22 protein-coding genes are annotated in these 26,250 nt (G+C 45.4%); all 22 read right to left on the reverse strand.

The features are described from left to right. Positions 1-2,646 carry a hypothetical protein gene (locus KCTCHS21_RS16170; RefSeq protein ID WP_130610330.1) on the reverse strand — a complete coding sequence of 882 codons (2,646 nt, stop codon included), beginning with the start codon at positions 2,644-2,646 and terminating at the stop codon, positions 1-3. Between the two features lie 2 nt (positions 2,647-2,648). After that, positions 2,649-4,616, reverse strand: coding sequence for a glycoside hydrolase family 20 protein (locus tag KCTCHS21_RS16175; protein WP_130610333.1), 1,968 nt, complete (start codon positions 4,614-4,616; stop codon positions 2,649-2,651). 12 nt (positions 4,617-4,628) lie between these two features. Then, positions 4,629-5,639: a Gfo/Idh/MocA family protein gene (locus KCTCHS21_RS16180; protein ID WP_130610337.1), complete on the reverse strand. Its 1,011-nt coding sequence runs from the start codon at positions 5,637-5,639 to the stop codon at positions 4,629-4,631. A 15-nt stretch (positions 5,640-5,654) separates the two neighbouring features. Beyond that, positions 5,655-6,398: an MBL fold metallo-hydrolase gene (locus tag KCTCHS21_RS16185; protein ID WP_130610340.1), complete on the reverse strand. Its 744-nt coding sequence runs from the start codon at positions 6,396-6,398 to the stop codon at positions 5,655-5,657. Continuing rightward, the gene (locus KCTCHS21_RS16190; RefSeq protein WP_130610343.1) at positions 6,395-6,784 is read right to left on the reverse strand and encodes a RidA family protein; all 390 of its coding nucleotides are present in this window, start codon (positions 6,782-6,784) and stop codon (positions 6,395-6,397) included. Before KCTCHS21_RS16190 ends, KCTCHS21_RS16185 begins: the two co-directional genes overlap by 4 nt. A gap of 2 nt (positions 6,785-6,786) precedes the next feature. Then, positions 6,787-7,977, reverse strand: a complete 1,191-nt coding sequence (locus tag KCTCHS21_RS16195) for a M20 family metallopeptidase (protein WP_130610346.1) — start codon at positions 7,975-7,977, stop codon at positions 6,787-6,789. Positions 7,978-7,988: 11 nt separating this feature from the next. Next, complete coding sequence (locus tag KCTCHS21_RS16200) at positions 7,989-8,690, reverse strand: GntR family transcriptional regulator (RefSeq protein ID WP_130610349.1); 702 nt, start codon at positions 8,688-8,690, stop codon at positions 7,989-7,991. A gap of 107 nt (positions 8,691-8,797) precedes the next feature. Beyond that, positions 8,798-9,820, reverse strand: coding sequence for a zinc-binding dehydrogenase (locus tag KCTCHS21_RS16205; RefSeq protein WP_232057856.1), 1,023 nt, complete (start codon positions 9,818-9,820; stop codon positions 8,798-8,800). Between the two features lie 15 nt (positions 9,821-9,835). Beyond that, complete coding sequence (locus KCTCHS21_RS16210) at positions 9,836-10,978, reverse strand: aminotransferase class V-fold PLP-dependent enzyme (protein ID WP_130610352.1); 1,143 nt, start codon at positions 10,976-10,978, stop codon at positions 9,836-9,838. Positions 10,979-11,021: 43 nt separating this feature from the next. After that, entirely contained in the window at positions 11,022-11,900 is an 879-nt protein-coding gene (locus KCTCHS21_RS16215; RefSeq protein ID WP_130610355.1) for a carbohydrate ABC transporter permease, read from the reverse strand. A gap of 13 nt (positions 11,901-11,913) precedes the next feature. Further along, a complete protein-coding gene (locus KCTCHS21_RS16220; protein WP_130610358.1) occupies positions 11,914-12,819 on the reverse strand; it encodes an ABC transporter permease in 906 nt (301 codons plus the stop codon). A gap of 111 nt (positions 12,820-12,930) precedes the next feature. Next, on the reverse strand, positions 12,931-14,673 hold the full coding sequence (locus tag KCTCHS21_RS16225; protein ID WP_130610361.1) for an extracellular solute-binding protein: 1,743 nt from the start codon (positions 14,671-14,673) through the stop codon (positions 12,931-12,933). Between the two features lie 105 nt (positions 14,674-14,778). After that, positions 14,779-16,209: a response regulator transcription factor gene (locus tag KCTCHS21_RS16230; RefSeq protein WP_130610364.1), complete on the reverse strand. Its 1,431-nt coding sequence runs from the start codon at positions 16,207-16,209 to the stop codon at positions 14,779-14,781. Continuing rightward, the gene (locus KCTCHS21_RS16235; RefSeq protein ID WP_162309341.1) at positions 16,202-17,974 is read right to left on the reverse strand and encodes a sensor histidine kinase; all 1,773 of its coding nucleotides are present in this window, start codon (positions 17,972-17,974) and stop codon (positions 16,202-16,204) included. The genes KCTCHS21_RS16230 and KCTCHS21_RS16235 overlap by 8 nt, the downstream gene beginning before the upstream one ends. 258 nt (positions 17,975-18,232) lie before the next feature. After that, on the reverse strand, positions 18,233-18,574 hold the full coding sequence (locus tag KCTCHS21_RS16240; RefSeq protein ID WP_130610370.1) for a DUF1801 domain-containing protein: 342 nt from the start codon (positions 18,572-18,574) through the stop codon (positions 18,233-18,235). A gap of 128 nt (positions 18,575-18,702) precedes the next feature. After that, positions 18,703-19,485, reverse strand: coding sequence for an SDR family NAD(P)-dependent oxidoreductase (locus KCTCHS21_RS16245; protein ID WP_130610372.1), 783 nt, complete (start codon positions 19,483-19,485; stop codon positions 18,703-18,705). Between the two features lie 250 nt (positions 19,486-19,735). Beyond that, positions 19,736-21,781: an ABC transporter substrate-binding protein gene (locus KCTCHS21_RS16250; RefSeq protein WP_130610375.1), complete on the reverse strand. Its 2,046-nt coding sequence runs from the start codon at positions 21,779-21,781 to the stop codon at positions 19,736-19,738. A gap of 245 nt (positions 21,782-22,026) precedes the next feature. Beyond that, positions 22,027-23,124: a peptide-methionine (R)-S-oxide reductase MsrB gene (gene msrB, locus KCTCHS21_RS16255; RefSeq protein ID WP_130610378.1), complete on the reverse strand. Its 1,098-nt coding sequence runs from the start codon at positions 23,122-23,124 to the stop codon at positions 22,027-22,029. Positions 23,125-23,141: 17 nt separating this feature from the next. Further along, positions 23,142-23,693: a redoxin family protein gene (locus tag KCTCHS21_RS16260; RefSeq protein WP_130610381.1), complete on the reverse strand. Its 552-nt coding sequence runs from the start codon at positions 23,691-23,693 to the stop codon at positions 23,142-23,144. Positions 23,694-23,712: 19 nt separating this feature from the next. Continuing rightward, positions 23,713-24,438, reverse strand: a complete 726-nt coding sequence (locus KCTCHS21_RS16265; protein WP_408621709.1) for a cytochrome c biogenesis CcdA family protein — start codon at positions 24,436-24,438, stop codon at positions 23,713-23,715. A 42-nt stretch (positions 24,439-24,480) separates the two neighbouring features. Continuing rightward, positions 24,481-25,539, reverse strand: coding sequence for a sensor histidine kinase (locus KCTCHS21_RS16270; protein WP_130610387.1), 1,059 nt, complete (start codon positions 25,537-25,539; stop codon positions 24,481-24,483). Then, positions 25,536-26,240, reverse strand: coding sequence for a response regulator transcription factor (locus KCTCHS21_RS16275; protein ID WP_130610391.1), 705 nt, complete (start codon positions 26,238-26,240; stop codon positions 25,536-25,538). Before KCTCHS21_RS16275 ends, KCTCHS21_RS16270 begins: the two co-directional genes overlap by 4 nt. Positions 26,241-26,250: the final 10 nt, after the last annotated feature.

Genomic DNA, 26,250 nt, shown 5'->3' on the forward strand with positions numbered 1-26,250 from the left:
TTATTCCGATTTCATTGCTTCCGCTTCTTGCTGCAGCTGCTCAATAATGAAGCTGCAATTTATTATCTTTTCCTTTAAATCCTGAACCGTATAGTAATAATGATTGCTTGCTTCAAATCCTATCCGGGAATCCGTAATGACTAGATTATACAACTGTAGGACATTATTTGTTTCCTCACAGACGATCTCGATGAGCTTTCGACAGGTCTTAAGGCGTGTACCCTCTTGTTTCGTTGCAGCATATCGGTTGCGAGCTCTGACGAATTCGATCTGTAAATATGTACTGTGGAAATGAAAATAGGCTGCGGAAGCTGCTGTTATTAAGCTATCAAACTCACGCTCAGCTTCAGGAAGTACAAGCTTGCGCGATTTCTCTAGCAGCTGTAGTCCCTTCTTCCAGCCAAAAGACAGCTTCTTAAACTGCTTGGCGAATACAGACTCCGGGTAAATTCCGCGCCAGCCCTTAAGATCATCATATGGAAATCCGATCATTGTAGCATCGAATCCAGTAGGCTTCATATAAAGAAGATTGGCCGGCCCGTAATTTTGCGGAGCAGTATATAGGACATTGAGATCAAACGGGAATTCTCGAAATGCTCGGCTGAACGCGTTTGTTGCTTTAGCAATCAATTGTCCCGCCTCATTGCCGAATTTCCCTTTCAACAGCGCACCTATTCCTGTATCTCCCTTGTCGGTATCCCAATAATATTCTGCCGCTAACTCCAGATTGATCGAAGGATAACCGCCTAACGTCCAGCTTAGCATCAAAGCGCTAACACCAGAAGCATTGAGACGATTAAGATGCTCTTCGAGCTGCTGAAAAACAGGTAGGAACGGTACTGCCGAGCATTCCCACGTATTGTTGAACTGAACCTTAGCAGCAGTCCGCAGCCCACGGGCGCTCGCCGCCTGCCAGCTATGCAATGACTTCTCCCCCGGTCCCACTATGGACATCGAGTAGTCAATGACCTCTCCCGGTATTCCAGCTATACTCGTTTTAATCGCTTCTTCACTGGTACACATAACGATCGCATTATCTGGGAGCGCAGCAATTGCAGTGATTCTATCCTGCTCCGTCCACCCGCCATGATTGGACCATCCCCATGTCCAGCACAAAATACGTGCATCTGGCTTCGCATGGGAAGCGCCCTCGGCGATGATTCGATTGACCTCACCAACTACCTCACTTACTGCCCGCTGACTACAGCGGGGACAATTCGTCCGACCTCCAGGTGCTCTTGAGTAGCAATTCGTCCAATTCTCCGACATCGTAATAGTAATCAGACCAGCTAAACCAGGTACCTCATGAAATAAATGTGAAATACTGCTATGCAGCAGCTTTTGAACATCCGGATGGGAAGTACACAGCATGCCCTGTCCATCCTCGGTATGACCTTGCCAGTCAGGCTTATCGGCAAAAAAGGAAACAGGCATTGAACGGGGTTCATTACAATACAAGTAAACACCGATACCGTAATGAGCAGCTCGTTCTACCAACTGACGAAGGCCGATTATGCGCTTCTCCGAGCCCACAGATAATTCTGGCGCCACATCCCACGGTACCAAGCTGTACAGAACACTTTGCAACCAAATCCCATTGATACCCGCTTCAGACAATCTTTCAAGGAGATCGTCTGGGAACGGATTCAACTCAGGTGCTAGAAGTGGATCCCCATATAAGGCGCTGTAGGAGTATATGATACGTGTATCAAACTTCGTTGTCCTACGGTACTCTCCTGCGATGATATACGGAACCCTGCGTTTTTGCATTTGCAAAGCAATCCACTGCAGCCCCCGCATGATCCCAGCATCATCAACAGCACTGATCAATATCTCATTCCTATGAGCATCCGCTGTAATCGTATGACTCTCTGCTAATTGAGTCCCGTCCGTCACGATTGCAATACGCATGACAGGACCCTCTATGAAAGCCACCGATGGTTGTGAGCATAGTTGGATGTTCCATTTGATTCCCCAAATCTGTTCATGCTTAGCTACGAATCGTTTGACCGACGTTTCCACAGCTGAATTCTCCTGTGGACAAACGATTGTCCAGAGCGTGTCAAGCCTGAGCTCTTCCGGACCCGCTTCCCTCACAGGCTCTACATTCCTTATACTTTCCACCTTATATTGATCAAGAAAATCAAATGGCTGTTCTATCCGTTTCAGCTTTGATGAAGCTTCCGCCTGCATGTCGAAGTGCTCAGCCAACGTTTCTCTTATTCGCAGAGTTTGTACTCGTTGCTCCAAGCTTAAAGGCTCATATTGGACATGCTCAGTCCAGGGCTTCATACTGCCTAGCTTAATCCAAAGAAAGTCGTCCTCTTTCAACGTGAAAGCTAGACGTTCCTCTGTCCATCCGAGCAGCTTCAGCAACTGCTCGATAGAAAGCAGATTCCAGTTCGCGCGGATAATCGTAATATATCCTCTTTCAAGCCATTTCTGCTCGATATTCACTAGTGATTCTTCAAGCCCAAGATCACGAGCCTCTTCTCGAATTTGCGCTTCCGTTGCACCTAGAACTTCAGCAATTCTAGCGATAGGCACTAAGCTCCAATTGCGCCATATGACAGCCTGCATACGTGTCGGGAAATATGGAAAATTCAATGCTGGCTTGTCTTGGTTAGCTTGCAGTTCGAGTATCATTGTCAACCCTCCATTCTCCCTTCAAACCTTTTTGCAGAGAAAACTTGATCAAATACACCAACAAAATTGTGCACATCAAATACCTGGTGACAGCTGTCCTCTATGTGCCACACACTATTTTTCACGTCCTCCCATACACGCTGAGCTTGGACGACATCTTCTCCATCGAGCAGCTCTAAGCCATGATTCAGCTCCTGCCAAATTCCGGCATGAAGCTTAATATATTTCCATGAACTGGCGTGACATAGGTTATCCTGCTTACTATTCTTTTCGATCACTGTCTCGAATTGATGAATAAGTGAATTAACGTTCGAAAATAACAATTTACTATCGATCTCTTGCCGATCAGATGTCTGATCCAAATTAAGCTCATAATAAAGCTCCGACAGCTTCATCGCATACTCCAAGCATGCCATTCCGTCTCTTCCATAAGCGCTTATAAAATAATCCTCTGCCATATGACTGAAGCTTAGCTCTTTGTTCCATAATGTTCGGGCCATGACCGACATAGGAAGCCCGTTTGGAAAGAAGGATCTCTGGACCTGACAGCTGACAAATCCGTTCAGATCAAGCTGTTCCAAATGAAGGATATCTTCATACAATACTTTTGCAATTTGTAAATAACCGGGATCTTTTTGATGCGCCCACATGAAATGGTAGTCGAAATCAAAGCTGTCGCCTTGAAAATGATTCCCCCAAGCCTTAAGATAGCTTACATTCCCTTCCACGGCTTGCGGTAAATCCAGCTTATTTCTTACAAACGTCGGAACATCTGGAACACTACCAATCGAAGCGAATGATTGCCGATATGTGCGAGTTATCGGAGCGAATTGCAGAACGAAACGGTCTGGATTGACAATCCTTTCATTCTCGGGTGGCCACATAAGCTCATGATAGATGAGAAAGACAATGCGGGTTCCCAGCCCTCGATTCGTCAAGGCCATGTCTAATTCATTCATTAGCTTGATATACAAATCGGAAGGCGTTTCAAGAATACATCGCTCGCATTCGCATTGATTATTGGAGCCGTCCGACAACCAAACGTGCAGTAAATCAACCTCCGGATGCAAGGATGCATAGAGTTCGATTTCCTTGACCATTTTGCTGCGGGCTTCAGGTTTCGAATAACAAAGCTCCGTGTTAATAGGGATTCCTTCCCACAATTCACGTTTACCGTTCACTTGAGCGAAAAACGGAATGATCTCAGGATCAATCTCCTCTTCCCATTTCTCCCAGCTAAGCCCCTGAATACCAAAAGGAGCGCATGTCCACCCATGCCCAACAGCTTGATAGATCATTCCTCTTTTTTGAATCTCATGCTTAGCCGCAGCGACATATGTTCTTGCTGATTCCACATCGAAATCCTCAGTGGGACTCTTATGTGGGTTATTCAAATGACTGTACCAACGTTCAAAGAAGTGATAGGCTTCTCTGAATTGAATAAAATAGCTGTTGAATCCCACCTTTGCCATCCAATCTATCATCTCGGTGATATGTTCAACACCAACTGCGCCTTCTATACATATTCCTCTATATCGATAAGAAGCTCGCTCCTGCACGTTTATGGTGAAGGACCTAAAATCCGTATGCGGCAAATATTCACCATCCACTCCCGGCCTCACCCATCTGCAGCCCAGTTCAAACAAGAAGCGATAGACCGAAAGAAGTACGCTACGTGGATTTACCCCGGTTACCCAACCATTTCCGTGAGAGACATCGATCATTATTTCATCATCGTAAGGATTCTGTTCACTAGAAGTGAATGTAGTAGCAAGAAAATCGTTGGATAATCCAACCCACAGACCATTTTCTCTATTGTCATACTTTTCTACAATTTTGAGAGTTATGATACAGTTTGAAACCACTCCCAAGTAACGGACTAATTCTTCTGCTGCAAAATGAATCGTTTGATTATCATGTTCAACCACATAAACACAATTGTCCTGCTGAAGGTTTAATTCTCTGAACATCTACTCTCCCCCTCACAACATTGCCTCTCCAAGCACAATTTCTTGCCCTTTCTCACACGAAGTAACGATCGCGTCGGCGACTTCAACCCCATGAACGGCATCGGCGAACGAAATAACGGAAGGCTCTTCACCCTGTGCTATACAGCGGCAAATATAGGTCAATTGCTCACGTAAGCTTCCTATTGTTTGCCCATGAAGGTTCACATGAATATTCATATCAGGTGTTAGTCTGCCTCCGCCATCCCATATGTGCAAGCCCGAAAGGCTCGATTCGAAGTGTGCCGTTCCACTTTGACCGATCACTTCGATCGCGTCGGCAATTTCAATGCCTGCCGCGTCAGGCGTCATCCAGTTGCTATGAAGGACGGCAATCGCACCGTTCTCGAATTCTAGATTTGCCCAAAGCACTTCAGGAGAGGAGGAGTCTGATACCGTTCTTCCGTAAGCCTTTACCTTCTTGACCCGACAACCGGCATACCAAATGGCCAAATCAATATCATGTATCATTAGCTCGTAAACCGTATGCACGCGCTTAAAGGTGTCGAATAAAAAGTTCTCCCTGGCCCGTTTCATATACATACTCACCGGAGTACCGACCTTACCTGACTGAATCGCCTCTTTGATCGCCGCATAACGGGGATCGAAGCGGAGTAAATGACCAGGAAGCAGCAGCTTACCGCTGTCTGCGGCGGCAGCCTGCATTTCCCGTGCCTCTTCAGGCCTAGTCGTTACCGGCTTCTCGACAAGGACATGCTTACCCGAGCGAAGCGCTTTCAATGTTGGTTCCAGATGTTGACTTTCGAAGGTAACTACACTGATTAAATCGATATCATCATTTAGAATCAGGTCATCCTCATTGGAATAAAGCTGCTTAATGCGGTATTTCTGCCCGGCTAGCTCCAGCTTCTCTGGCGACTTATCGCAGACAGCCACAACCTCCACTTGCCCGAGCGAGCAAAAGGCTTCGAGATGATTCATCCCCCATCTACCCAAGCCAAGAATACCTACTTTCACTTTGTCCATTATTTGACTCCCTCTCTATAAATTCGGCGGAACCTCTAACCGTTCAAAGCATGCCTGTGCATACTCAACATGCTTCCAAGCATCGCTCAACAGAAACATGCCATGCCCCGGAAAAAGGCAGTCGATATGGAGTTGGTGTAGTTTGGCGACCGTATCCGCATATTCGGAAATGTTACAATCCCAGATGTTCTGGATAACGACCTTTCCTCCAGCAAAAACAGTGTCCCCGCTAAACAACAGCTTTCTCCCATTCCTCTCAAACAGAAGAGCAATATGTCCCCGTGCGTGGCCCGGCGTATCGATTACCTTCAGTACGATATCTCCAATGACAATCTCATCATTCTCTATTACAGCTTGGGCAACAGTGCATGGAGGAAATTGGTAATCCTTCGGATACACATTTGCTTTTACCGCAGCAGTGATGCTTACCTTATCTCTGTCGCCCTGTTCAATCCACGGTTGAATTTCCTTTGAAGTTATAACCGCAATACCATATTGACGTTGAAAATAAGCAGCACCTGCCGCATGATCGCCATGTCCGTGGGTAAGCACCAAATACTTGATTTGTGAGGGAGCGATACCTATGCGTTCTATATTCGCCACGATCCGCTCTGGATTCATTCCGCCACCTGCATCAATCAACGCATACTCCCCATTGCCTCCATCCAGCAAATAGACATTGCAATCCATCGAATCGCTGATTTGTGCGCCAAATTTACCGCTTCCGACCATGAAAATACCCTCGTCGAGCATAATCATGACGGAATGTAGGCAATACACTCAATTTCCACACGCATACCAGTAGGAAATTTGCCAATTTCAATCGTGCTTCGGGCTGGCGGTTCTTCTTGGAAGAATTTACGGTAAGTCCGATTGTATGCCTCAAATTCGTTAAGGTCATCAATAAAGGAAGTCACCTTAACGACATGCTCTAATGAAGTTCCGGCTGCCTGCAAAATTTCACCCATATATTCGAGAACGATGCGTGTCTGCTGTTCCATATCTCCCGGGAACAACACCTCACCCGTCACGGTATCAAATGGACATGTTCCAGCCAGATAGACCATTTCTCCAAGCTTTACGGCTTGAGAATAAGCACCGCTTGGTTTCGGTGCCTTATCTGTATATATCATTACTTTTCTCATCGCTAGCCTCTCTCCTCTTTATTTCCCTTATAGGAACAAGCCAATTGATAATAAAATTCAGCTGCCTGCACAACCTCATCAACTGGAACCCATTCTTCGGCAGAATGCGCCTGCTCGATCGAGCCCGGACCATATACAATAGAAGGAATGCCTTTCCATGCTTGAAGCTTGCTTGCATTGCTTCCATACGTAACGCCACGCAATGATGAATTCATGCCAAGCATTTCGGCAACCTGCTGCGCCGATCGTACAACTGCAGCATCATGTGGTGTGTTTAATGCGGGATCGAGCAGCAGTGGTTCTATGGTTAACCTCATTTCGCTCAGATCTGTCCTTATATCCCTTTCAAATTCAGATAATACTTGCTCCGGCGACTCCCCCGGTACAATACGGCGATCCACACTAATTTCACAGGCTTCCGGAACGATGTTAATCTGACTGCCGCCGCTGATCGTGCTCACAACAATCGTTGGTTTCCCGCACAATTCACTTTTAACCGTCGCCAGCTCCGGCTCCACGCGCTCCCGTATATATCGGACGACGTCCATCATGGCATAGACTGCATTCTCTCCCTTATGCGGAACCGAGCTATGTGCGGACTTACCGTGCGCCTGCACAGTAAATCGAGCACAACCTTTATGCTCCACGACGATGCCAAGCTCTGTCGGCTCACCAACAACAGCCCCCGATAACGGAATATCAAGCGACATGAAATTTATTAGTCCCCGGAAGACGTATTCCTCGTCAACAGAAGCGCAGAAAATAAGATCTGCGTTCAGAAGCTCCGGATGCTGCGCACATCTCTCCATCATGTGAATCATCCCGGCCAATGCACCCTTCGTGTCGCAAGCTCCCCTACCATACAACCGACCTTCACGATAAATAGGTTTAAGTGCATTCTCCATGCTCCCTATTGAAACGGTATCCATGTGAGCCTCGAATAGCAAAGCTGATTCCGGTTTACCTACCCGCAATTCAGCGATAATATTGTCACGTCCATCAACAACAGGCTGCCGGGTAACCTGCAAACCCGCCTTACGCATACGCTCCTCGATATAATCAGCAACGTCTCGCTCTCCTCGCGCATCCTTCTCATAATGCGGGTTTACGCTTTGGATGCGCAGCAGATCTTCAAGAATCGTTACAGATGGATGTGATGCACTTTCGGTATCAACCGCTGATGATAAATCCACCCTTCTCACTCCTAGAGCCAATTAATATTATCGAATGACCAATCCTTAGTCTCAGGTAGCTCCCTGAATTCGTTGAACGAACGAAAAATATGTTGGCGCATCACCTTCTCCGCGTAATCCGGATTGCGGCTTACAAGCGCTTCGATAAGCTCCGCATGCTGCTCGACTTCCTTCTTCTTCGTGGATACCCGTCCAACAATTCGAGCGGCAAGCGCAATATGGAAGGTAATGGAGTCGTAGCTGGCACTTAACCGGGATTGATTGGACAACCGAACGATGCTTTGATGAATATAACTAGACTCCTGTAGCAAGGAATCGACTGCGTCGTCTTCCAGCTTCTTCTTCATCTCCTCGAAGTGCTGCACCAACGCCTCTATTTGTCTATCGGTTGCAAGCTGAACGGCGAGCCGGATCGCTAGCCCTTCCAGCATGGAGCGGAGAGAATACACTTCGTATATATCCTTCATATCAAATGTACGCACCATCGGTCCCTTGTTCGGCACAATCGTAATGATGCCTTCACCGGACAATAAACGGATTGCCTCCCGAACCGGTGTCTGGCTAACGCCAAGCTCCTTTGCGACTTTCGTTTCCACGATGCGGTCGCCTGGATAGAGTCTCCCATCTAGAATTTGCTGCTTAATATACTCTGCCAAATCCGTGCTCAAGCTTTGTTTATCCAAAAAGGTTTGTCTCGTTATCGGTACTTTCATAGGTATACCAGCTTTCCAAAGCGAAATTTATTCTGCGTCAGTATATGACTTCATACAAATTAGCTAACACAGGATGTTCGAGCCATGGCCAGCCTGCCAAATCACCGTTAAGGCTTTAGCAAAATTTTTCCTTTCGTCACCTTGCCGGCAACCAAATCCGCAAATGCCTGCGCCCCCTCGGCAAGCGGTCGAATTTCCGTCCAGCCTTCCTCTGTTATTTTCCCTGCGATCAGCAAATCTACGGCATCCTGAAAATCCTGGCGCGTATAACAGAACGATCCTAATATCTCGATTTCACTACGTATCAATTGATTAATAGGTAATACCGTTTCATCGATCCCAAGGCCAATGTTCATCAACGTTCCGCCTGGATTGAGCAGCTTCATCGCTGTTTCTCTGGTCAATTGGAAGCCAGCAGCATCAATTACCACATCGATCCCTTTGGATCCAAACACTTGCTTCGTCCGCTCTTCAAGATTGTCCTCGCGCGCATTTGCTGTTTCATCAATCCCGACACTTCGGCTCATCTTCAATCTTTCCTCGTTCGTATCGACAATCATGACCTTCGATGCCCCAAGCAGTAATGCTGTTTTGGCGCATAGCAAGCCTATTCCACCAGCACCGAAGACAACAACATGGGCAAATGTATGGCGTTCCATCGCTCTTCGAGTCGCCCGCAGAGAGCATGCAAGGGGTTCGGCAAGAGCAGCGCGATAAAAGCTCATCGATTCGGGAACGACAACTATAGTCTCGACGGGTACAACCGCCCACTCTGCAAAAGCCCCCGGTCGATGAATGCCTATTATTCTTCTGCTCTTGCACAATTGGGGTAAAGCTCTCCGGCAGCTAACGCATTCTCCGCAAGAGAGAAGCGGGTTAACAACCATTTTCTTACCTATTAACGTTTTATTTTTCTCGTCGCCGACCTGCTCTACAATCCCGCTAAACTCATGTCCCATAATCAAAGGAGGGGTGCGAAGACTGTTATGTCCCAAATACCCTTCGATTTCCGAGCCGCAAATTCCGACTGCCTCGATACGTACTAGAGCTTCATTAACTAAGGGAATAGGGCGCTCCCGATCTTCCCAGTCCATTCTTTCCGCAGCATTCCATACTAACGCTTTCATCATCCGAGTACCTCCACACTATTTCTTAGCCGTTTCGCGATTATTTTTGAATAATTCCAGTGCATTAAACAGATTATCTATATCCGCATCATCGTTGAACAAGTGAATGGATATCCGAAACCGCCCATCTCCACCCCACACATAAACCTTGTGCTCGCTTAAATACCGGGCAATGGACTCTCCTTCATCGGCAATGACGCTGATGTTTCCCGCCCTTTGGCCAGGATCTTCTGGCGTCATTACCTCATAACCGTTGTCCAGAAGCCGATCAATAACCTTGCTGCCAAGCGTCAAAATATGCTGCTCAATCCGATCGATGCCCTGCTCCAGGAGGAGCCCGGTTGAGAACCGTGTTGCATAGACCGTAGCATAGCTCGGATAACCAAGCTCGAAGCGACGAGCATCCTCGTGAAAATTGAAAGATTCAAAACGGTCTGAACCAAACATATCGCGAACGCTTCTCCAGCCTACCGAACGAGACTGAAATTCTGCTAATCTTGTTGGGTTAACTCCAAGGATACCCATACCATGGATGGATAGAAGCCATTTATAGGAACTGCATACGACAAAATCCGCTTCATTCATATCAACCGGAACCGCTCCAAGCGACTGTGTCACATCGAGTAATAACAGTGCCTTGGTCTCCTTGAGCTGCGCATATAACGACCGGTAATCCAGTCTAGCTCCGCTCAAATAGCTCACATGACTTGTCATGACCAATCGTGTACGCTCATCCACTTGCTCCATGATGTCATTAACTTCGACTCGCCATTTCCTATGGTTAACGACGCGAACCTCTAGCCCCTTCTGTTTCAACATAACCCAAGGTAGAACGCCCGAAGGAAATTCCAAATCGTTGATCACGATATTATCGCCTTCATCGAAATCCAGCGACTGTGCGATCATAGATATCGCTTCCGATGAATTGGACAACAACGCTATATCGGATGGATTGCCGTTTAGCATCCTCGCTAAATTAACTTTACAGGCTTGCTCGATTTCCGCGTTATGATCACGCCCCAGTGGTCCTTTGCTTCTGTAGTTGAAATAATCTGCTACGGCATCCAGACATCCCTGGTGAGGAGGAACCTCGGCTCCATTGTATAACCAAGTGCATTCTTGCAATCCGACAAAAGATTGTTTATTGATCAATGCATGCATAGGACTTCTCCTAGTCTTTTTTAATCATGATTTAATGTAAGATTTACCCTTTGATTGATCCAACCAATAAGCCTTTGATAAAATATTTTTGCAGGAAAGGATATACACACGCAATCGGTAAAACCGTAATGACTGTAATGGCCATCTTGAAGGTTTGCGGCGTAATCGCACTCAATTGCGTTTGACCCTGCACTTTCAATTGATCCAACGAGTTGATTTGATTCAGCGTGTTATAAAGCACATATTGCAAAGGGTACAAATTGGGAGACATCGTGTTATAAATTTGCGTATCGATGAACGCATTCCACTGATTGACGCAGTCAAACAATACAACCGCTGCAAACACGGGCGTACAAATCGGGAAGATCACTTGAAAAAATAGCCTGAAGTCATTTGCCCCGTCCACTACGGCAGCTTCCTCCAGCTCCTTAGGCAATCCTTCAATATACGTTTTGATTAGTACCATACTGAACACCGAAACTGCGCCCGGAACAATATAAATCAGAAACGTTCCTTTAAGCTCGAGATACCCCATCAGTAAGTACATCGGGATGATCCCGCTGGAGATGTAAAGCGTAAACACGAAATATTTGCGAAAAAATTTCGCGAAAACCAAATCGTTGCGCGTGAGCACATAAGCAGCCATGGAGGTGAAGAACAGCATCACTGCAGGGCCAATCAATGCACGCGCGACCGACACGAAGGCGCCTTTCAGAACTGCGGGATCTCCGAACGCTTTCGCATAAGAATCGAATGTGAATCCTGCTGGAAACAGAACGAGCCCGCCCTTCAGCATATTCGGGCTGCTCAGAGAATAGCTGAGAATATAAACGAACGGAAATACCATGAGCAACAAAATGAACAGCATAAACAAAAAATTGCCGGTATCGAATAGGGTTCCACTTATCGTTCGTTCCTTCATCTTGTTCTCCTATCTAGAATATGGCTTTCCCTGTTGTTTTTTTGGCAGTGGCGTTGACTAATACGATGATAACGAGACTTATAACCGTCTTCATGATGCCAACCGCAGTCGCATAGGGGTAATTAAGCAATTGTAGTCCGTATCTGTAAATGTAAATATCGAGAACCTCCATCTTCTCCCAATTGGTCGTATTGGTGAACAAATAAAATTGCTCGAAGTTGGAATTGAGTATCCATCCGCTGTTCAAGATAAGTAGTACGATTAAGGTAGGAATGAGGTTAGGTATGGTAATATACCACATCCTCTGAAATCGGTTAGCTCCGTCTATTTGGGCGGCCTCGTAAAATTCAGAAGGAATCGAGGCAATTGATGAAATAAAGATGACGCTGTTGTAGCCCAAAAACTTCCACACCCCAATTAGGATAATGAAAGCCCACGCGTACTTAGGATCTCCAAGCACGTTGATGCCTTCTTTAATCCATCCCCACTGCACTAAGGTCTCATTTATAGCCCCTGAAGAGGTAGCAAACAGCGAACTTGAGAGAGAATAGATGATGATCCATGAAATAAAAAAGGGAAAAAAAGTAACGGTTTGAATGAGTCTGCCGAAAAACTTCAATCGGATTTCATTCAATAGGAGCGCGAACACGAACGCCGTTCCTAAATTGGCAATTAAAGCCCCTATATTAATGGAAAGTGTATTACGCAGCAGGTAAACAAAATCCTTCGTTTCCGTGAAGAACGCTACGAATTGCTTCAGTCCTACCCATTCCGAAGAGAACAACGGAACACCGGGCCGATAATTAACGAAGGCAATGATCCAGCCAAAGATAGGCACATACGAGAAAGTAAATACGATTAAGACAGCTGGTAGAAGCATGGCAAACAAATATCGTTGTTTGACGATTTTTGTGATCATAAGTTATCCTTTCCGCTACTCGGAAGAGATGAAGAGAAGCAATGGAGACTAGAAGGATCTTCGATCCCAATCTCTCCATTGTTCTCAACATCCTCAAGCCCTTACCTCACCTTATTTTAGTTGATTCAACTGCTCTTGCTTTTCCTGATAGAGTCGGTTATATTCATTGACTACAAGCTCCGGTTTCAGCTTTTGGTAATCGCTGATGATCGATTGATACAAGGCTTCGAATTCTTGATCATTCTTCGGCTTGATGATCAAGCTAGTTGAATTTTTCACGCGGAAATCGACCATTTTCTGATGCAATGCACCCAGATCCGATGTAGAGTCGATTGAAACCGTTCCGGCTAGGCCGGTGTTGGCCATTTCTCCGGTCTTAAGGTAGTAATCCTTTGAGCTTTCCCAGCCCAATGCTTTATAGGCTTCTCTCATTTCTTTTGTCAGCCCTAATTCGTCTTGGATTTTCGGATCGAAACCCATAGTGTAAGGAACTCCGTCCTGACCGTTCGTCAATACATTACCCAGGAAGTTGAACAATCCGAATCCTACGCTTCTTTGTGCATCCATATCGGTCAACGTCTTCTTGTAGCCTTCGGTCGGTACGCGCTTACCGTCAACAATCGTATATTCTTCTCCCTCGAACCCGGACTGAAGCAAGATTTTACCTTCCTCAGACGATGCCCATTCCAGCAGTTCCTTAATTCTCTCCGGATGCTTGGCGTTTTTGGTAATGGCGAAGATATCAAACGGCCGCGTATCTTCGACGCGAATTTGACGTTTCTCGTTCCTTTCCACCTGCGTCATGCTGCGAACCGGCATGTTGATATATTGCATCTCGGGATGACCTGCATCGATTAATCCCTGATTCGCAGCAGGCAGCCCCCATACAACATACCAAGTGGACAACACTCTGCCGCTATTAAGCTTCTCGACAAATTGATCGTATTTATCCGTGAAAACGTCTTTATCGAGTATTCCTTCCCGATATAGCTTGTTGAAGAAGCCTAAGCTTTCCTTCACATACTCGTTCGTCAGAGTGTCTTCAAATTTTTGATCGATTTGATTCCAGATGACTCCCATATTCCCGGCAGCCGCCGTATACCTTCCACCTTTCTCATACATGATGGTGGAAATCCCTTGCATTCCCCAAGGCTCAGCGAAAGGTACGACCATGCCAAGAGTCTTCTGGCCGTTTGTAGTCGGATTATCCTTCAATGCCTGCTTTAGGAATTTAATGTAATCGTCGGTTGACAACAAATTCGGCCAACCCTGCTGTTTCAGCACGTCGGTCCGTACTCCGATATCAAGAACCTCGATATAATTTTTGAAATCTACCGGTACGCCGCCCTCCCACTTGTATAGCTTTCCGTCCGGAGCGGTCAATTTCCATAATGGAATTTGCACGCTGAACAGTTTGGCAAAGTTCGGTGAATCTTTCACAAAATCATCCAAAGGCAACAAAGCGCCTGCACGTACATATTTATCGAACGTAGCATTGTCCCGAATCGTGATGATTTCCGGATAATCTCCCCCAGCGAGCATCAAGTTCAATTTGTCCGTATAATTGCCCGGTGCCTGAACGAAATCGAATACGATGTTGAATTTCTCATCAATGAATTTTCCGATTTTGGTTTCATCGCTTCTTTTAATCTGATTGTTATCCTGGGTAAGAATTTTAATTACATATTTCTCTTTCGGGGGCTCTGAAGCCTTTCCCGTACTGCTGGAGGTGCTCTGCGGACTAGTGCTTGATTCGCTTGCCGATGGGGTGGAGCTACCAGAGCTGCACGCCGCGATCAACAAAACACTACAAATCATAAACATGAAAACGACATTCCTGCGAGATGCTTTCAATACAATATCCTCCCTTTATTTTCAAGCTATTTGTTAGCGCTTACACTTTATAGAATAGATGATGTACGATTTCTTTCATATGTTCATACGTTAGTGCCGCTATGTCTATATTTTACTGTCTTCCTTACTATTAGCTTCCCGGTACTGTGATGCGGTTAGACCCATGTTTTTTTTGAATGTTTTGGCAAAGTGAAAGTAGTCCAAATAACCCGAGTTTTCCGATATCTCTTGAATGGAAAGACTCGTTTCGTTTAATAATCTACAAGCGTAGGCTATTCTTTTCTTAGTCAAATACTGCAGGAAGGTTTCGGAGGATTCTCTACGAAACAATTGACTCACATAGCTCGGATTCAGGTTCAGCCTTTCGGAAATCACCTGCAGGGAAAGATCTTCTTTGAAATGCTCATCAATATAAGCAGCGATTTTTTCAAAGGTGCTGAGAGGAATGGTTTTGGAGCTTTGCACAACGGATAGGTTGTAGTGGCTCAGTAGCAGTGATTGTATATTGGCAATCATCTCGTTCACATGGCTGAATCTATTCGTTAGCTGCTGATAGGACAATAATTGCTCGTCCTCCAGATAATAAACATGGTATAAAACCATATTATACAGAGAAACTGCGTGTCTTATAGTAAACCATCCCTCGGCAATCAACGATTCGATTTTCCCGGTTAATTCAGGGACAAGTCCCGTATTCCGCGTCTGATTGAGCTTCCATAAAATCTCCTTGACTTCATCCAAATTACCGCCTGTGAAAGTAGCGTTCCAAATCCCCTTATTTCCCGTAATGAAGAAGCGGTGTGCCGTGACGCTGGCATCTCCGATCGAGTTAATCAGGTTCGCGGGATCATACACACAACCGCCAATTCCAATGCCCGCAATCCCGTCGGGAAGCTCTGCGGAAAGCGAAACTGTTAACGCTGCAATAGAGTCCCCTCGAATGATATAGGCTTTCAAACTTCTACCTATTTGTAAGGCAATATATGGAATACCCTCTGGAATTGGCAGGGCAGCGGTGCCGACTACGACGGCAGCAGCCGCACCGATTCTCTCATCCCAATCCAAACCTAATTTGCTCATAGCTTCTAGTAACAACTGGTCCGAATATTCTTCGTTCTCCTGGAGCATATTTAACAATTCCATGTGAAGGATTGCTCTATTCCTCTGCTGCTTCTTGCTAAATTGGTCCAATACCTCCATGATTTCCGCTTCGTCAAATGGCTTTAGACAATAGGATATCGCCCCGTATTGAATCGCCCTTCTAGCATATTCGAATTCCTTATACCCAGACGTCACAATAAAGCTGATATCCCTGTTCAATTCATTGCTTTTCCTTATTAATTCCAACCCATCCATACCTGGCATACGAATGTCGGTAAGTACAAGATCGGGAGAAAGCTCCTTTATTTTCTCATACCCTTCCACTCCATTGAATGCTTCACCTATGATCTCGTAACCGAGAGATTTCCAGTTAACGATCGACTTCAAGCTTTTAACAATCCATTTCTCATCGTCTATTAGCAGTACTTTAAGCATTAGCTTCTTCTCTCCTCTGCGGCAGCAATAGCTCAACCTCTGTACCCTTATCCTCTTCACTCGCAATCCTCAAGCCATAAGGACTGCCATAGGCAGCTCTTATGCGATTGTGAACGTTTACAATTCCGATATGTTTATTATCATCATTGTGGATTCGCTCAAGAAAGTCCTCTCCTGCAGCCAATTCCGCTCGGATAGATTCCAATTTATGACTTGTCATTCCAAGTCCATCATCTTTGACCCGTATGACGATATCACCATCTAGCGTCATACGACCCCCGACCCACAAATTCCCCTTTACCATTCTGTTCTCGAGTCCGTGAGTGATTGCATTTTCCAAAATGGGCTGAAGGATCATCTTGATGACCTTGTAGCTTAATAAAGCCTCAGGAAACTCGATATGAATGTCAAAGCGGTCGTCGAATCTGAAATGCTGCAGCTTTAAATAAGACTTTGAGATATCCAGCTCTTCGCCAAGTTTAACGACATCTTGACCTTTAATACTATAGCGAAGCATCTTGCCTAGTGCTGCGATCATATCTCGCATTTCCATCTCACCCGCTTCGCTGGCCATTCCTCTCAGCGATTCTAGCATATTGTACAGAAAATGAGGATTCACCTGCTGCTTTAAGAAGGCGAGCTCCGCCTGTTTCTTCAGCAATCCCAATTTCATAATTCTCGTTTCAGATGAAATGACTTCACCCGTCAAATGATCAACTTCATCCAACATACCGTTGAACCTCTCGGCCATGACCATAATCTCGTTATATCCAATCAATTCGATTCTCTTCTGACCGTGATAGATGTTCTTGACCTTCTGAACCTGAATAAACCTCATAAAGGACTTGATAGGCTCAAGAATGTTACGGCTGATTAACCAAAACAGCAAATACATGAAAGGGATAAATACAATCATGATCCCCCAATACACGACCTTAATTTTTTCCAATCCCCGGAACAAATTCAGTTTCGAATAGATGTTCACTATTTTCCCTTGAAGAGCCGGCAACTCCGTTGTTTGGATGACATATTCCTGATTATCCTTAATTGAGGTTGTATCCAAAAGTTTCCCGATCATCGACATATCGTTGCTTGAAGAAACCGTTCCATTGCGATCCAACACATAGAAGCTTCCAAAACCATTCTCAAGCATGGTGTTAAATTTCGGAAACAGCGCATTCAAATCCAATATGACGATAAAATAACCTAGCGAATACGATGGGAAAATGTTGTTAATTCGAGAACCGATAATAAAATAGGGATGACTGACACCGTTATCGACCATTTCTTTTAATCCCGCATAATACGGTTTCAATCGTAACTCCGGACTAGTTTTCATTTCCTCGATAGTATCCATTACAGCTTTCCTCATGTTTTTGTCTGACATGAGATTCACGTTATTACCGTTTTCCCCTATGATGGTCATCTCGACTATTCCGGCTTCAAGCTGACTAATGGTAGTGATTTGGGAGTCAACCTTTTTAAATAAGTCAATCTTATCGATCAGATCAGTGGATTTCAAATACTGATGAACATCCATATTGTATGAGGTATTGATGACGAGCCCGTCGATATTCTCGATTTGAGATTGGATATATTGCGTGATTTTATCCAAGAGCTCGATAGAATACTCTTCATTTTTTTCATAAATCATTTTCTTGGATTGAAAATAGGTCAAGAGCATAACCACTACGACAACCGTTACGAAAAGAATAAATATGACTAATAATTGAAGCTTAATAGGCCGTGTCTTCAAATAATCCATCGAATTTTCCTCCCTGATCTCATGGGGGGTTCTAACAAGCAACTCGCCAATTTCTCCCAACATATCATTTCCGTGAAACGGAGGCAATATGTTAATAGGATCAAGCTGCGGTCTCATAGGCACCTAAGCGCACTTGTGAAACAGCTCACTTTAAACTCAGACAAAATGAAAAAGTGCCGGTGTAGGATGGTTATTCCTACAACAAATAACGTAGCCACGCAGGCTACGTTATTTGTGCATTCGATTTCCCTAGGACGACTAAAGAGTCGAGGATGCCTGGCTTACGAAAGAAGACAATTGATCCGCGTCGACCGTCTGGCCTTTCTTCAGCTTGATCGTCTTTCTTTCTGGAGGACCGTCGAACAACTCTTGCGGCAACGTAAGCTCGCTCGCATTAAATATCGTAAAGCTGACCGCGTCTTTCGATGTCGAGATGACGGCGGAGTACTTCCCGTTTTTCAGAAAATGTGGTTTCTTGTACTGAATGCGTTCCTGCACGTCCGGAATCGCACGGTGAACCGCCTCACGAAGACGGGTACTCAACTCTGCTTGCCAAGATTCCGGTAACGCTTCGATAAAATCCGTGACTTCCTGATTCATCCTATTCTCTCCTTTAAGCGACTCATTTTGATCGACATTATTGTAGTTTAACGACCTGTCACGTAATGCCGCATTTGTCTTCTACTTCGCCGTAATAAGCCCCCATAGTTGGAGATCGAACGGAGTTTTTATAATACAGCTGATGTACCACCGTCTATGTTCACTGCAGTTCCTGTCACATAGGAGGCTGCTCCAGATACCAGAAAAGCAATCACTTTCGCTGCCTCTTCCGTCTGACCTATTCGCTTAAGTGGAATACCATGACGCGGGTTGGAAGCGAACTCCTCCCAAGTTTGCTCTGGCGCAGAAGCCTGCCACATCCGCTCAATCTGATCGCTACGAATTAGACCGATGCACACGGCGTTAACACGAATATTGTCACCGGCGAGGTCCTTGCTCATGGCCTTCGTAAGCGCAAGCCCTGCTGCCCGACTGACTGATGTTGGCAAAGACGACGCAGATGGCGCCTTCCCCTGAATAGCCGTCACATTCAGTATAGCGCCGCCACCTCTTTGACGCATAAGTGGAATTGCTGCCTTAGAGCTGTGGACTGGTCCTAACAATTTCAAATCTAGATCTGAAGCCCAGCTTTCTGCAGTAGCCTCTTCAAACGGCTTAGCCGCAGACCTTCCGGCATTGTTGATCAAAATATCCAGTCCACCGAAATGCTGTGCAGTTTGTTCCACCGCACCTCGTGCCTCTGCTTCTACTGAAATATCTGCGGAGATGACTAATGCATCTGCACCCGTAGTTTCCTTAATACGTTTGGCCGCAGCTTGAAGCGCCTCTTCATTGCGAGCAACTATTGCCACCTTTGCGCCTTCCGACGCTAGTATTACCGCTGTCTCTAGTCCGATTCCTTTGCTGCCACCTGTAATTAGCGCAACTTTATCCTTTAATCCTAAATCCATTTATATTTCCTCCCTATCTGTCTCAGCCACTAATCAGTTTCTCATTCTTAACTCCATTATAATAATTTGCAAAGATTTTAACATCAAATCTACTATCATTTGTTTCCAATAATAAATTTATAGTAATTCTAATCATAACATGAAAAGGAAAAACCATCGGTTCCACCAAAATGGTAAGAGTCGAGCCTACCATAAAGAGAGAAACCAATGGCTATCCATTATCGACAGTTAGAATCTAAAGGTCCTTACCTCACTGCTGTTTCTTGGCAAGCGGAAGCTCTATAAGTGCATTCGCAAAAGTATCCAAGGAAACCATTCGACTAGCGTAATCATAATCGTTGAGTGTATCATCAATAGAATAGAAGAGTACATTTCCTTTCTTCACTGCTGGAAGACCATTCCATATCGCTGACTCTGTTAATTGCTTTTTGAGTTCATCCACATTAGGACCAAAATACGTATAAGCGATAATATCAGCCTCACTCAGATATTCCCCGATGACTTCAAGTGATATAGGTGAATAGTAGCCCTCTGATTTAGGGTTTTTACTATTGAAAAACTTATTCTCAACAATCTCAGGCGCTCGCATGCCCAAATCATTGTAAATAATTCCTCTCGTTTTGTCGCCTTGCAGACCAGCTGTACCTTCTTCTACTCCTTGCAAAAACACGATTTTCTTATCATGGAGATTGGAGTCCACTAGACGCTGCTTAGCTGCTTCTGCTTTGATTTTATACTGAGCTATAAATTCCTTAGCTTGTTCGGTCATACCAAAAACTTCACCAAAAAAAGTCATCCGTTCTTCCAATTCAGACATTTCATTATAAAAGATAGTCGGCGCTATTTTGTTCAACTGCTCAATTGATGATGCTGTCCATGTACGAGAACCAATAATGAGATCAGGCTCCAGAGCCAAAATGCTTTCCAAATCATCTCCGGAAACTAGGCTAACGCCATTGAGATTTTGTCCCCATTGCTGCTTCCATTCCTCCGGCCGCTTAGAAGGATCACCGTAAATATCGACACCGACCACCGTTTTTCCAAATGGCAAAATATCCCCAATATTATTTCCTACCAAATATACTATACGCTGCGGATCAGCCGGAACCTCGACATCTCCACTCTCTGTTTTAATAACACGAGTCTGCACTGCCGTCTCTGTCCCCTTTGTTTCTGCACTGGATGCCGCCTGCGTTTGCGACTGCGTAGGGTTTGGAGATCCTGCATGATTCACCGTCGCATTCGACGTGCATGCTGACAACAGCAGCATCAAACTTGTTGCCGCAGCTAGTACAAATTCCTTACTTCTTGTCTGTCCAAACATGAATAACTCCCCGTCTCCTTTTGATATGGCTAGTCGATCTAGTCCTCTATCATTGTAAGGATGTTGAGAATCGTTATCAATATCACAATTCGTAAAGTTATCCATCATTTTTCTTCTGTAATCCCTTGGCGTCATGCGGTAATACTTCTTAAACATACGGTTCAAATTCAATTCATCTACAAAACCACAACCCACGGCAATCTCCTGTATGGTAATGTGGCTTTTCTGCAAATACTTCTTAGCTGCATCCAATCGTTTTTCGTTCAAATATTCTTCTACACTTTTATTTTCGCGTTTCTTGAATAATTTAGTGAGCAAACTTCTGCTAATAGGAAGCAGCTCCGCCATTGAATGAATGGACACCTGCTCGCTATAATGTTCATCGAGATACTGCTTGACCACCCCTACGTAATCAGGCTCAAAGTAACGAATGTTCCCCTTCCTTAGCTCTATGTAAATTTGATGTATCGTCTGATACAGGATTACCTTTGAATAAAATTGATTTACCTTTACATTCGAATTCCAATGCTCATACATCTCTTTAAGCTTTTCCATGAAAAAGATGGGATTCTCCGGTGAGAACCCGTACACTTGTGTAAATGGATTGATCTGTTCTAGTAATCGATGAATGCTCCGCTTATAAAATGGAGTACTCCCCGCTTTATACAAAACCATATAGGTCTCCAGCTCCGTATCCATTGGACAAATCGAAAGTTCGGTCCCCTTCCCCCCATGAAAAATACCAAATCTGCCAGATTGATAAGAAGTACGATTAAGCGTTACGCTTGCTGCACCACCTTGGATATATATAAACATGCTGGTTGGCAGCCTGTTAAGCTGCAACGGCTTGTCAGGCTGAAGCAATTGAAGACGAACATCGACAATGTCGATCGAAAATCGCGCCCATAATTGAATGGCCACTTCGATCATCTCTTGCGATAAATGATTATTAAAATGACTTTCTCTTGGCAAGTACGTTCACTCCTCCTGTAATCATCCTATGTGTAGAATAATTCAATTGATTATGATTATCAATGTTAATGGAGTGAGGTAGTAGCGAGTGCCAGGGTTCTTCTTTTTGCTAATAACGGACCAAATCAGGTATATGAAGTTTGTGCGAAGCGGGCGCTAGAAAGGGTGAGTCAGTGAAAAAACAGGTTAATCATGGTAGCAAATGACCATAATCGACCTGTTTTTTAGGCAAGCATCTACTTTATTTATTCGACCACAGGTATTAAGTAACCGTAGGTTTCCTTATCCATCTGCGCGATTGGGATGAATCGGATAGACGCGCTATTGATACAATAGCGTTTCCCTCCGCGATCTTCAGGTCCGTCGTCGAACATATGTCCGAGATGAATGTCCCCCGTCCGGCTACGCACCTCTGTTCGAACCATTCCGAAGCTTGTATCCTCATGATAGGTAACGACGTCCGGGATGATTGGCTTCGTGAAGCTCGGCCACCCACAACCGGAATCATACTTATCCTTACTTGAAAATAAAGGCTCCCCAGTCGCGATGTCCACATAAATACCGGGTTCATCATTATCCCAATACTCGTTGGTGAAAGCGTGTTCCGTATCATTGTTGACGACTACCTCATACTGGTCTTTCGTCAATCTCTGCTTTAATACATCATCGGTCGGTCTCGGATATTGGGAGGGGTCGATCACAATCTCCTGTTCATCCAGAATGCTTAGATCGATATGGCAATATCCGTTCGGATTTTTCTCCAAATAATCTTGATGATACTCCTCTGCTAGATAATAGTTCTGCAAAGGCAATACTTCGGTGACAATCGGCTTGGCGTACTTTTCTTGCTCCTGAGCAACAGCTTGTTGTATGACCTCTGCATCATCGGCATGTGTATAGTATATCCCCGTTCGATACTGAATGCCTTGGTCATTCCCTTGCTTATTCACGTTAGTGGGATCGATTACCCTGAAGTAATCAGCAAGCAGCTTCTGCAGGGTGACTTGCTTCGGATCGTATTTCACATGAACGGTTTCTGCGAAACCGCGATCTCCCCGGATCACATCTTTATATGTCGGGTTCTCACCCTCTCCGTTCGCATAACCGGAAGTTACGTCATAAACACCGTTAATGCGGGACATATACGCCTCCACGCCCCAGAAGCAGCCGCCAGCCAAGTACAAGTCTCGCAAATCGGATTCGGATATCTGTGCTGCATTGTCGGATCGGGTTGTCGTTGTTCTCATTGAATCCTGCCGAGCATTCTCGTCACTGCTGCGCCCGCAGGCGGACAACAACAAAATTATAGTGGCTATAAATACGCCTAAACTAACTTTTCTCATGAACATCCCGTCCTCCCTCACGTTATTCCCTTGAATGTCTCCGTAATAATGTCGTTGGAGGCATGGCCGGGGGATGATTTGACCAGAATGCCGTCTGAACCGATATAAAAGGAGCTCGGATATCCTCTTAATCCGAATTTCTTCGCCCACACCCCGTCTTCGTCCAATAACACAGTGATATTGTGATACGGTTGTCTAGTGAACCATTCGGTAAAATCCTTCGTGGATTTCTCTCCTTTATAGTTCGGCGTGACGATCGTAATCACATGGAAGCCATTATCTTGACCGGCCAACGTATTTAGGTCCTCAAGCCCCGCTAGACAGATCGAGCACCAGGAAGCCCAATATTTCACATAAACCTTCTGGCCCTTGAAATCTGCAAGACGGACTTCATTGCCGTTCAGGTCGTTTATGGAGACAGGTGGGGCGGTAACTCCCTTGTTCATTATTCTGGATGCCTCCCCCATTGCAGTATCTTGCATTGTTTCCTTAGCGCCACATGCGGACAGAACCGCAAGCAGAACGCCGGCTGTCAGCACATATTTGATCAGCTGCTTTGAGATCTTCATGCTTCATCCCCCCAGTCATTTACTGAAACCACACGATGATCGTGTTAAGCCTATCTGTCATAAGCACAATTCCCATTAAGATGAGAATGCAGCCGGATATAACCTTGATCATTCCCATGAATTTATACAACCGTCTGATCCGTGTGAGGATAAAATCTGAAAATACAGACATCAGCAAAAAGGGAATCGCCAGCCCTAGCGTATAGATGAGCATCAGGAATCCACCGTAAGCTGGGGAGCCTTCACCAGCTGCGATACTGAGAATTGCAGCCAGCACCGGACCGATGCACGGCGTCCATCCAAAGCTAAAAGTCAGCCCGAGCAGAAAAGCGCCGATATATCCCCCATTGTCGATGCGATTGCTGGAAATCTTTCTTTCGCGTTCTAGCAAAGAAAACTTAATCCATCCCGTCTGATATAGACCGAACAGTACGACGACGGCTCCGCAGACAGCGATGAATCGAGAGCTTGTGATTACGGTGCCAATCGTCCCTGAGCCAAAGCCGAGGAGGATGAAAACCGTAGATAACCCTAGAACAAACATCAGTGTTCTTAATATCAGTCCAGGCCGGAGTCGAATGGAACTGGAATCACTCGTCCCCGGGTTAGCGTTGCTCGCACTGTTTCCCGACAAATAAGCAATATATACGGGAAGCAGCGGCAAAATACATGGTGAAAAAAACGATAACAGCCCTGCAGCAAATACCCCAAAAATAAATAAATGATCGCCTGCCAATTCAATCACCCCCTGATGTTATAGCGTCGTATTCCGGGATGAGGAAAAGAACTAATCGGTAGCCGTTTTGCGGCTTGTATAGATCGGCAACGTAAACCAAAAGCAGCTTCCTTCTCCCGTGGAACTGCGCACCCCGATTTCGCCGCCATGGAGCTGGACAATGGATTTAGCGATGGCCAGCCCCAGCCCGGCACCTCCGCTGCTTTTACTTCTAGATTTATCCACCCGATAAAAACGTTCAAATATACGTGAAGTCTCCGCTGCCTCTATTCCTTCGCCTTCATCGGTGACGGAGATTCTCAAGTAGGTATTTTCCTGCTCGTGCGCGGATAGCACGATCTTCCCTCCATTAGGGGAATATTGAATGGCATTTTGCAGCAGATTGGATAGGACCCGCTTTATTTGAGCGGGCATCATATTAGCGGCAGACAGTTTATCCGGCATCTCAATCTCAACCTTAAGCTGCTTCTCCTCTAGATGCAAAGAGAAGCTTTCCAAGGTACTGATCAGGAGCTCATCCGCATGATAAGGCTGCGGGTCGAATATTTCCCCCTGTGCTTCCATACTAGAAAGCACGAACAAGTCATGAATGAGCCCACCAAGCCGCACAGTTTCCAGCCGAATCGTGTGAAGATAGCGCTGAAAGGTTATCTCATCCTTGATTACATCGTCCTCCAACGCTTCTACGAACGATTGAATGGATGCAAGGGGCGTACGCAAATCATGTGAGACATTCGCAATCAATTCCCGCCGCGCCGACTCGGAGCTGTACAAATTGTCAAAGCTTTCCTTCAATTTACGACTCATCTCGTTAAATTGTTGTGCTAGTATCTTATATTCTACCGGACCTATTGATGGGACTTCCGTATGGAAATCTCCTTCGGCAATTCTCTTGGTCTGTTGGGTGATCCGCGCGATCGATTTCTCCAAAGGTCGTGTTAGCAAATGCTGTAGTATGAAAGAGAGCAGTCCTATACCAGCCGTTACGCTAGAAAGCCAGTATAGCTGTTCGATCGAAAGCAGCATTTTGGAGTAGCTAACAAATAAACAGATTAATAAAACGCCGATACCTGTAAGGTTGGCCAGCAATAAATTCGTTCTTAATTTCATTGGTTAGCTTCACCCGCAAACTTATAGCCAATTCCCCAGACCGTCTTGATATATTTAGGTTCCGAGGGATTCGGCTCGATCTTTTCTCTCAATCTGCGTATATGCACGGTCACTGTGGTCGTATCTCCCTCATAGCTAAAATCCCACAGTTTGCTCAAAATTTGATTCCGAGAAAAGACTTGATCTGGATGGCTCGCAAGTAAGTAAAGCATCTCAAATTCCGTCACCGTCAAGTCAATCTCCTTCCCACATACTTCAACTCTGCGTTTTCCTGCGTGAATCGTAATATCCTCATATTTAAGCGTTTGATTGGAAGCAACTGGAGGAGTCTGTATGAGCCGAACCCTGCGCAAAATGGCCCTTATGCGAAGAACGAGCTCTCTCGGACTGAAGGGCTTCGTCAGATAATCATCTGCGCCTAATGTCAGCCCCATTAGTCTATCCTGCTCTTCTCCGCGTGCGGTCAGCATGATAATCGGTATATCCTCTGTTTGACGGATTTCTTTACACACTTGCCAACCGTCTTTGTGGGGCATCATGAGATCGAGCACGATTAAGTCTACCTTATGGCTGGACCACAGCTCCAGCGCTTCCAAGCCATCTCTTGCGGTCATAACTAGATATCCTTCTCGTTCCAGATATCGACGGCATACATCCGTAATATTTGTATCGTCATCAGCAACTAGTACGCGCTCGTTCAATCCGCCCCAC

It is taken from the genome of Cohnella abietis (assembly GCF_004295585.1).
Taxonomy (GTDB): domain Bacteria; phylum Bacillota; class Bacilli; order Paenibacillales; family Paenibacillaceae; genus Cohnella; species Cohnella abietis.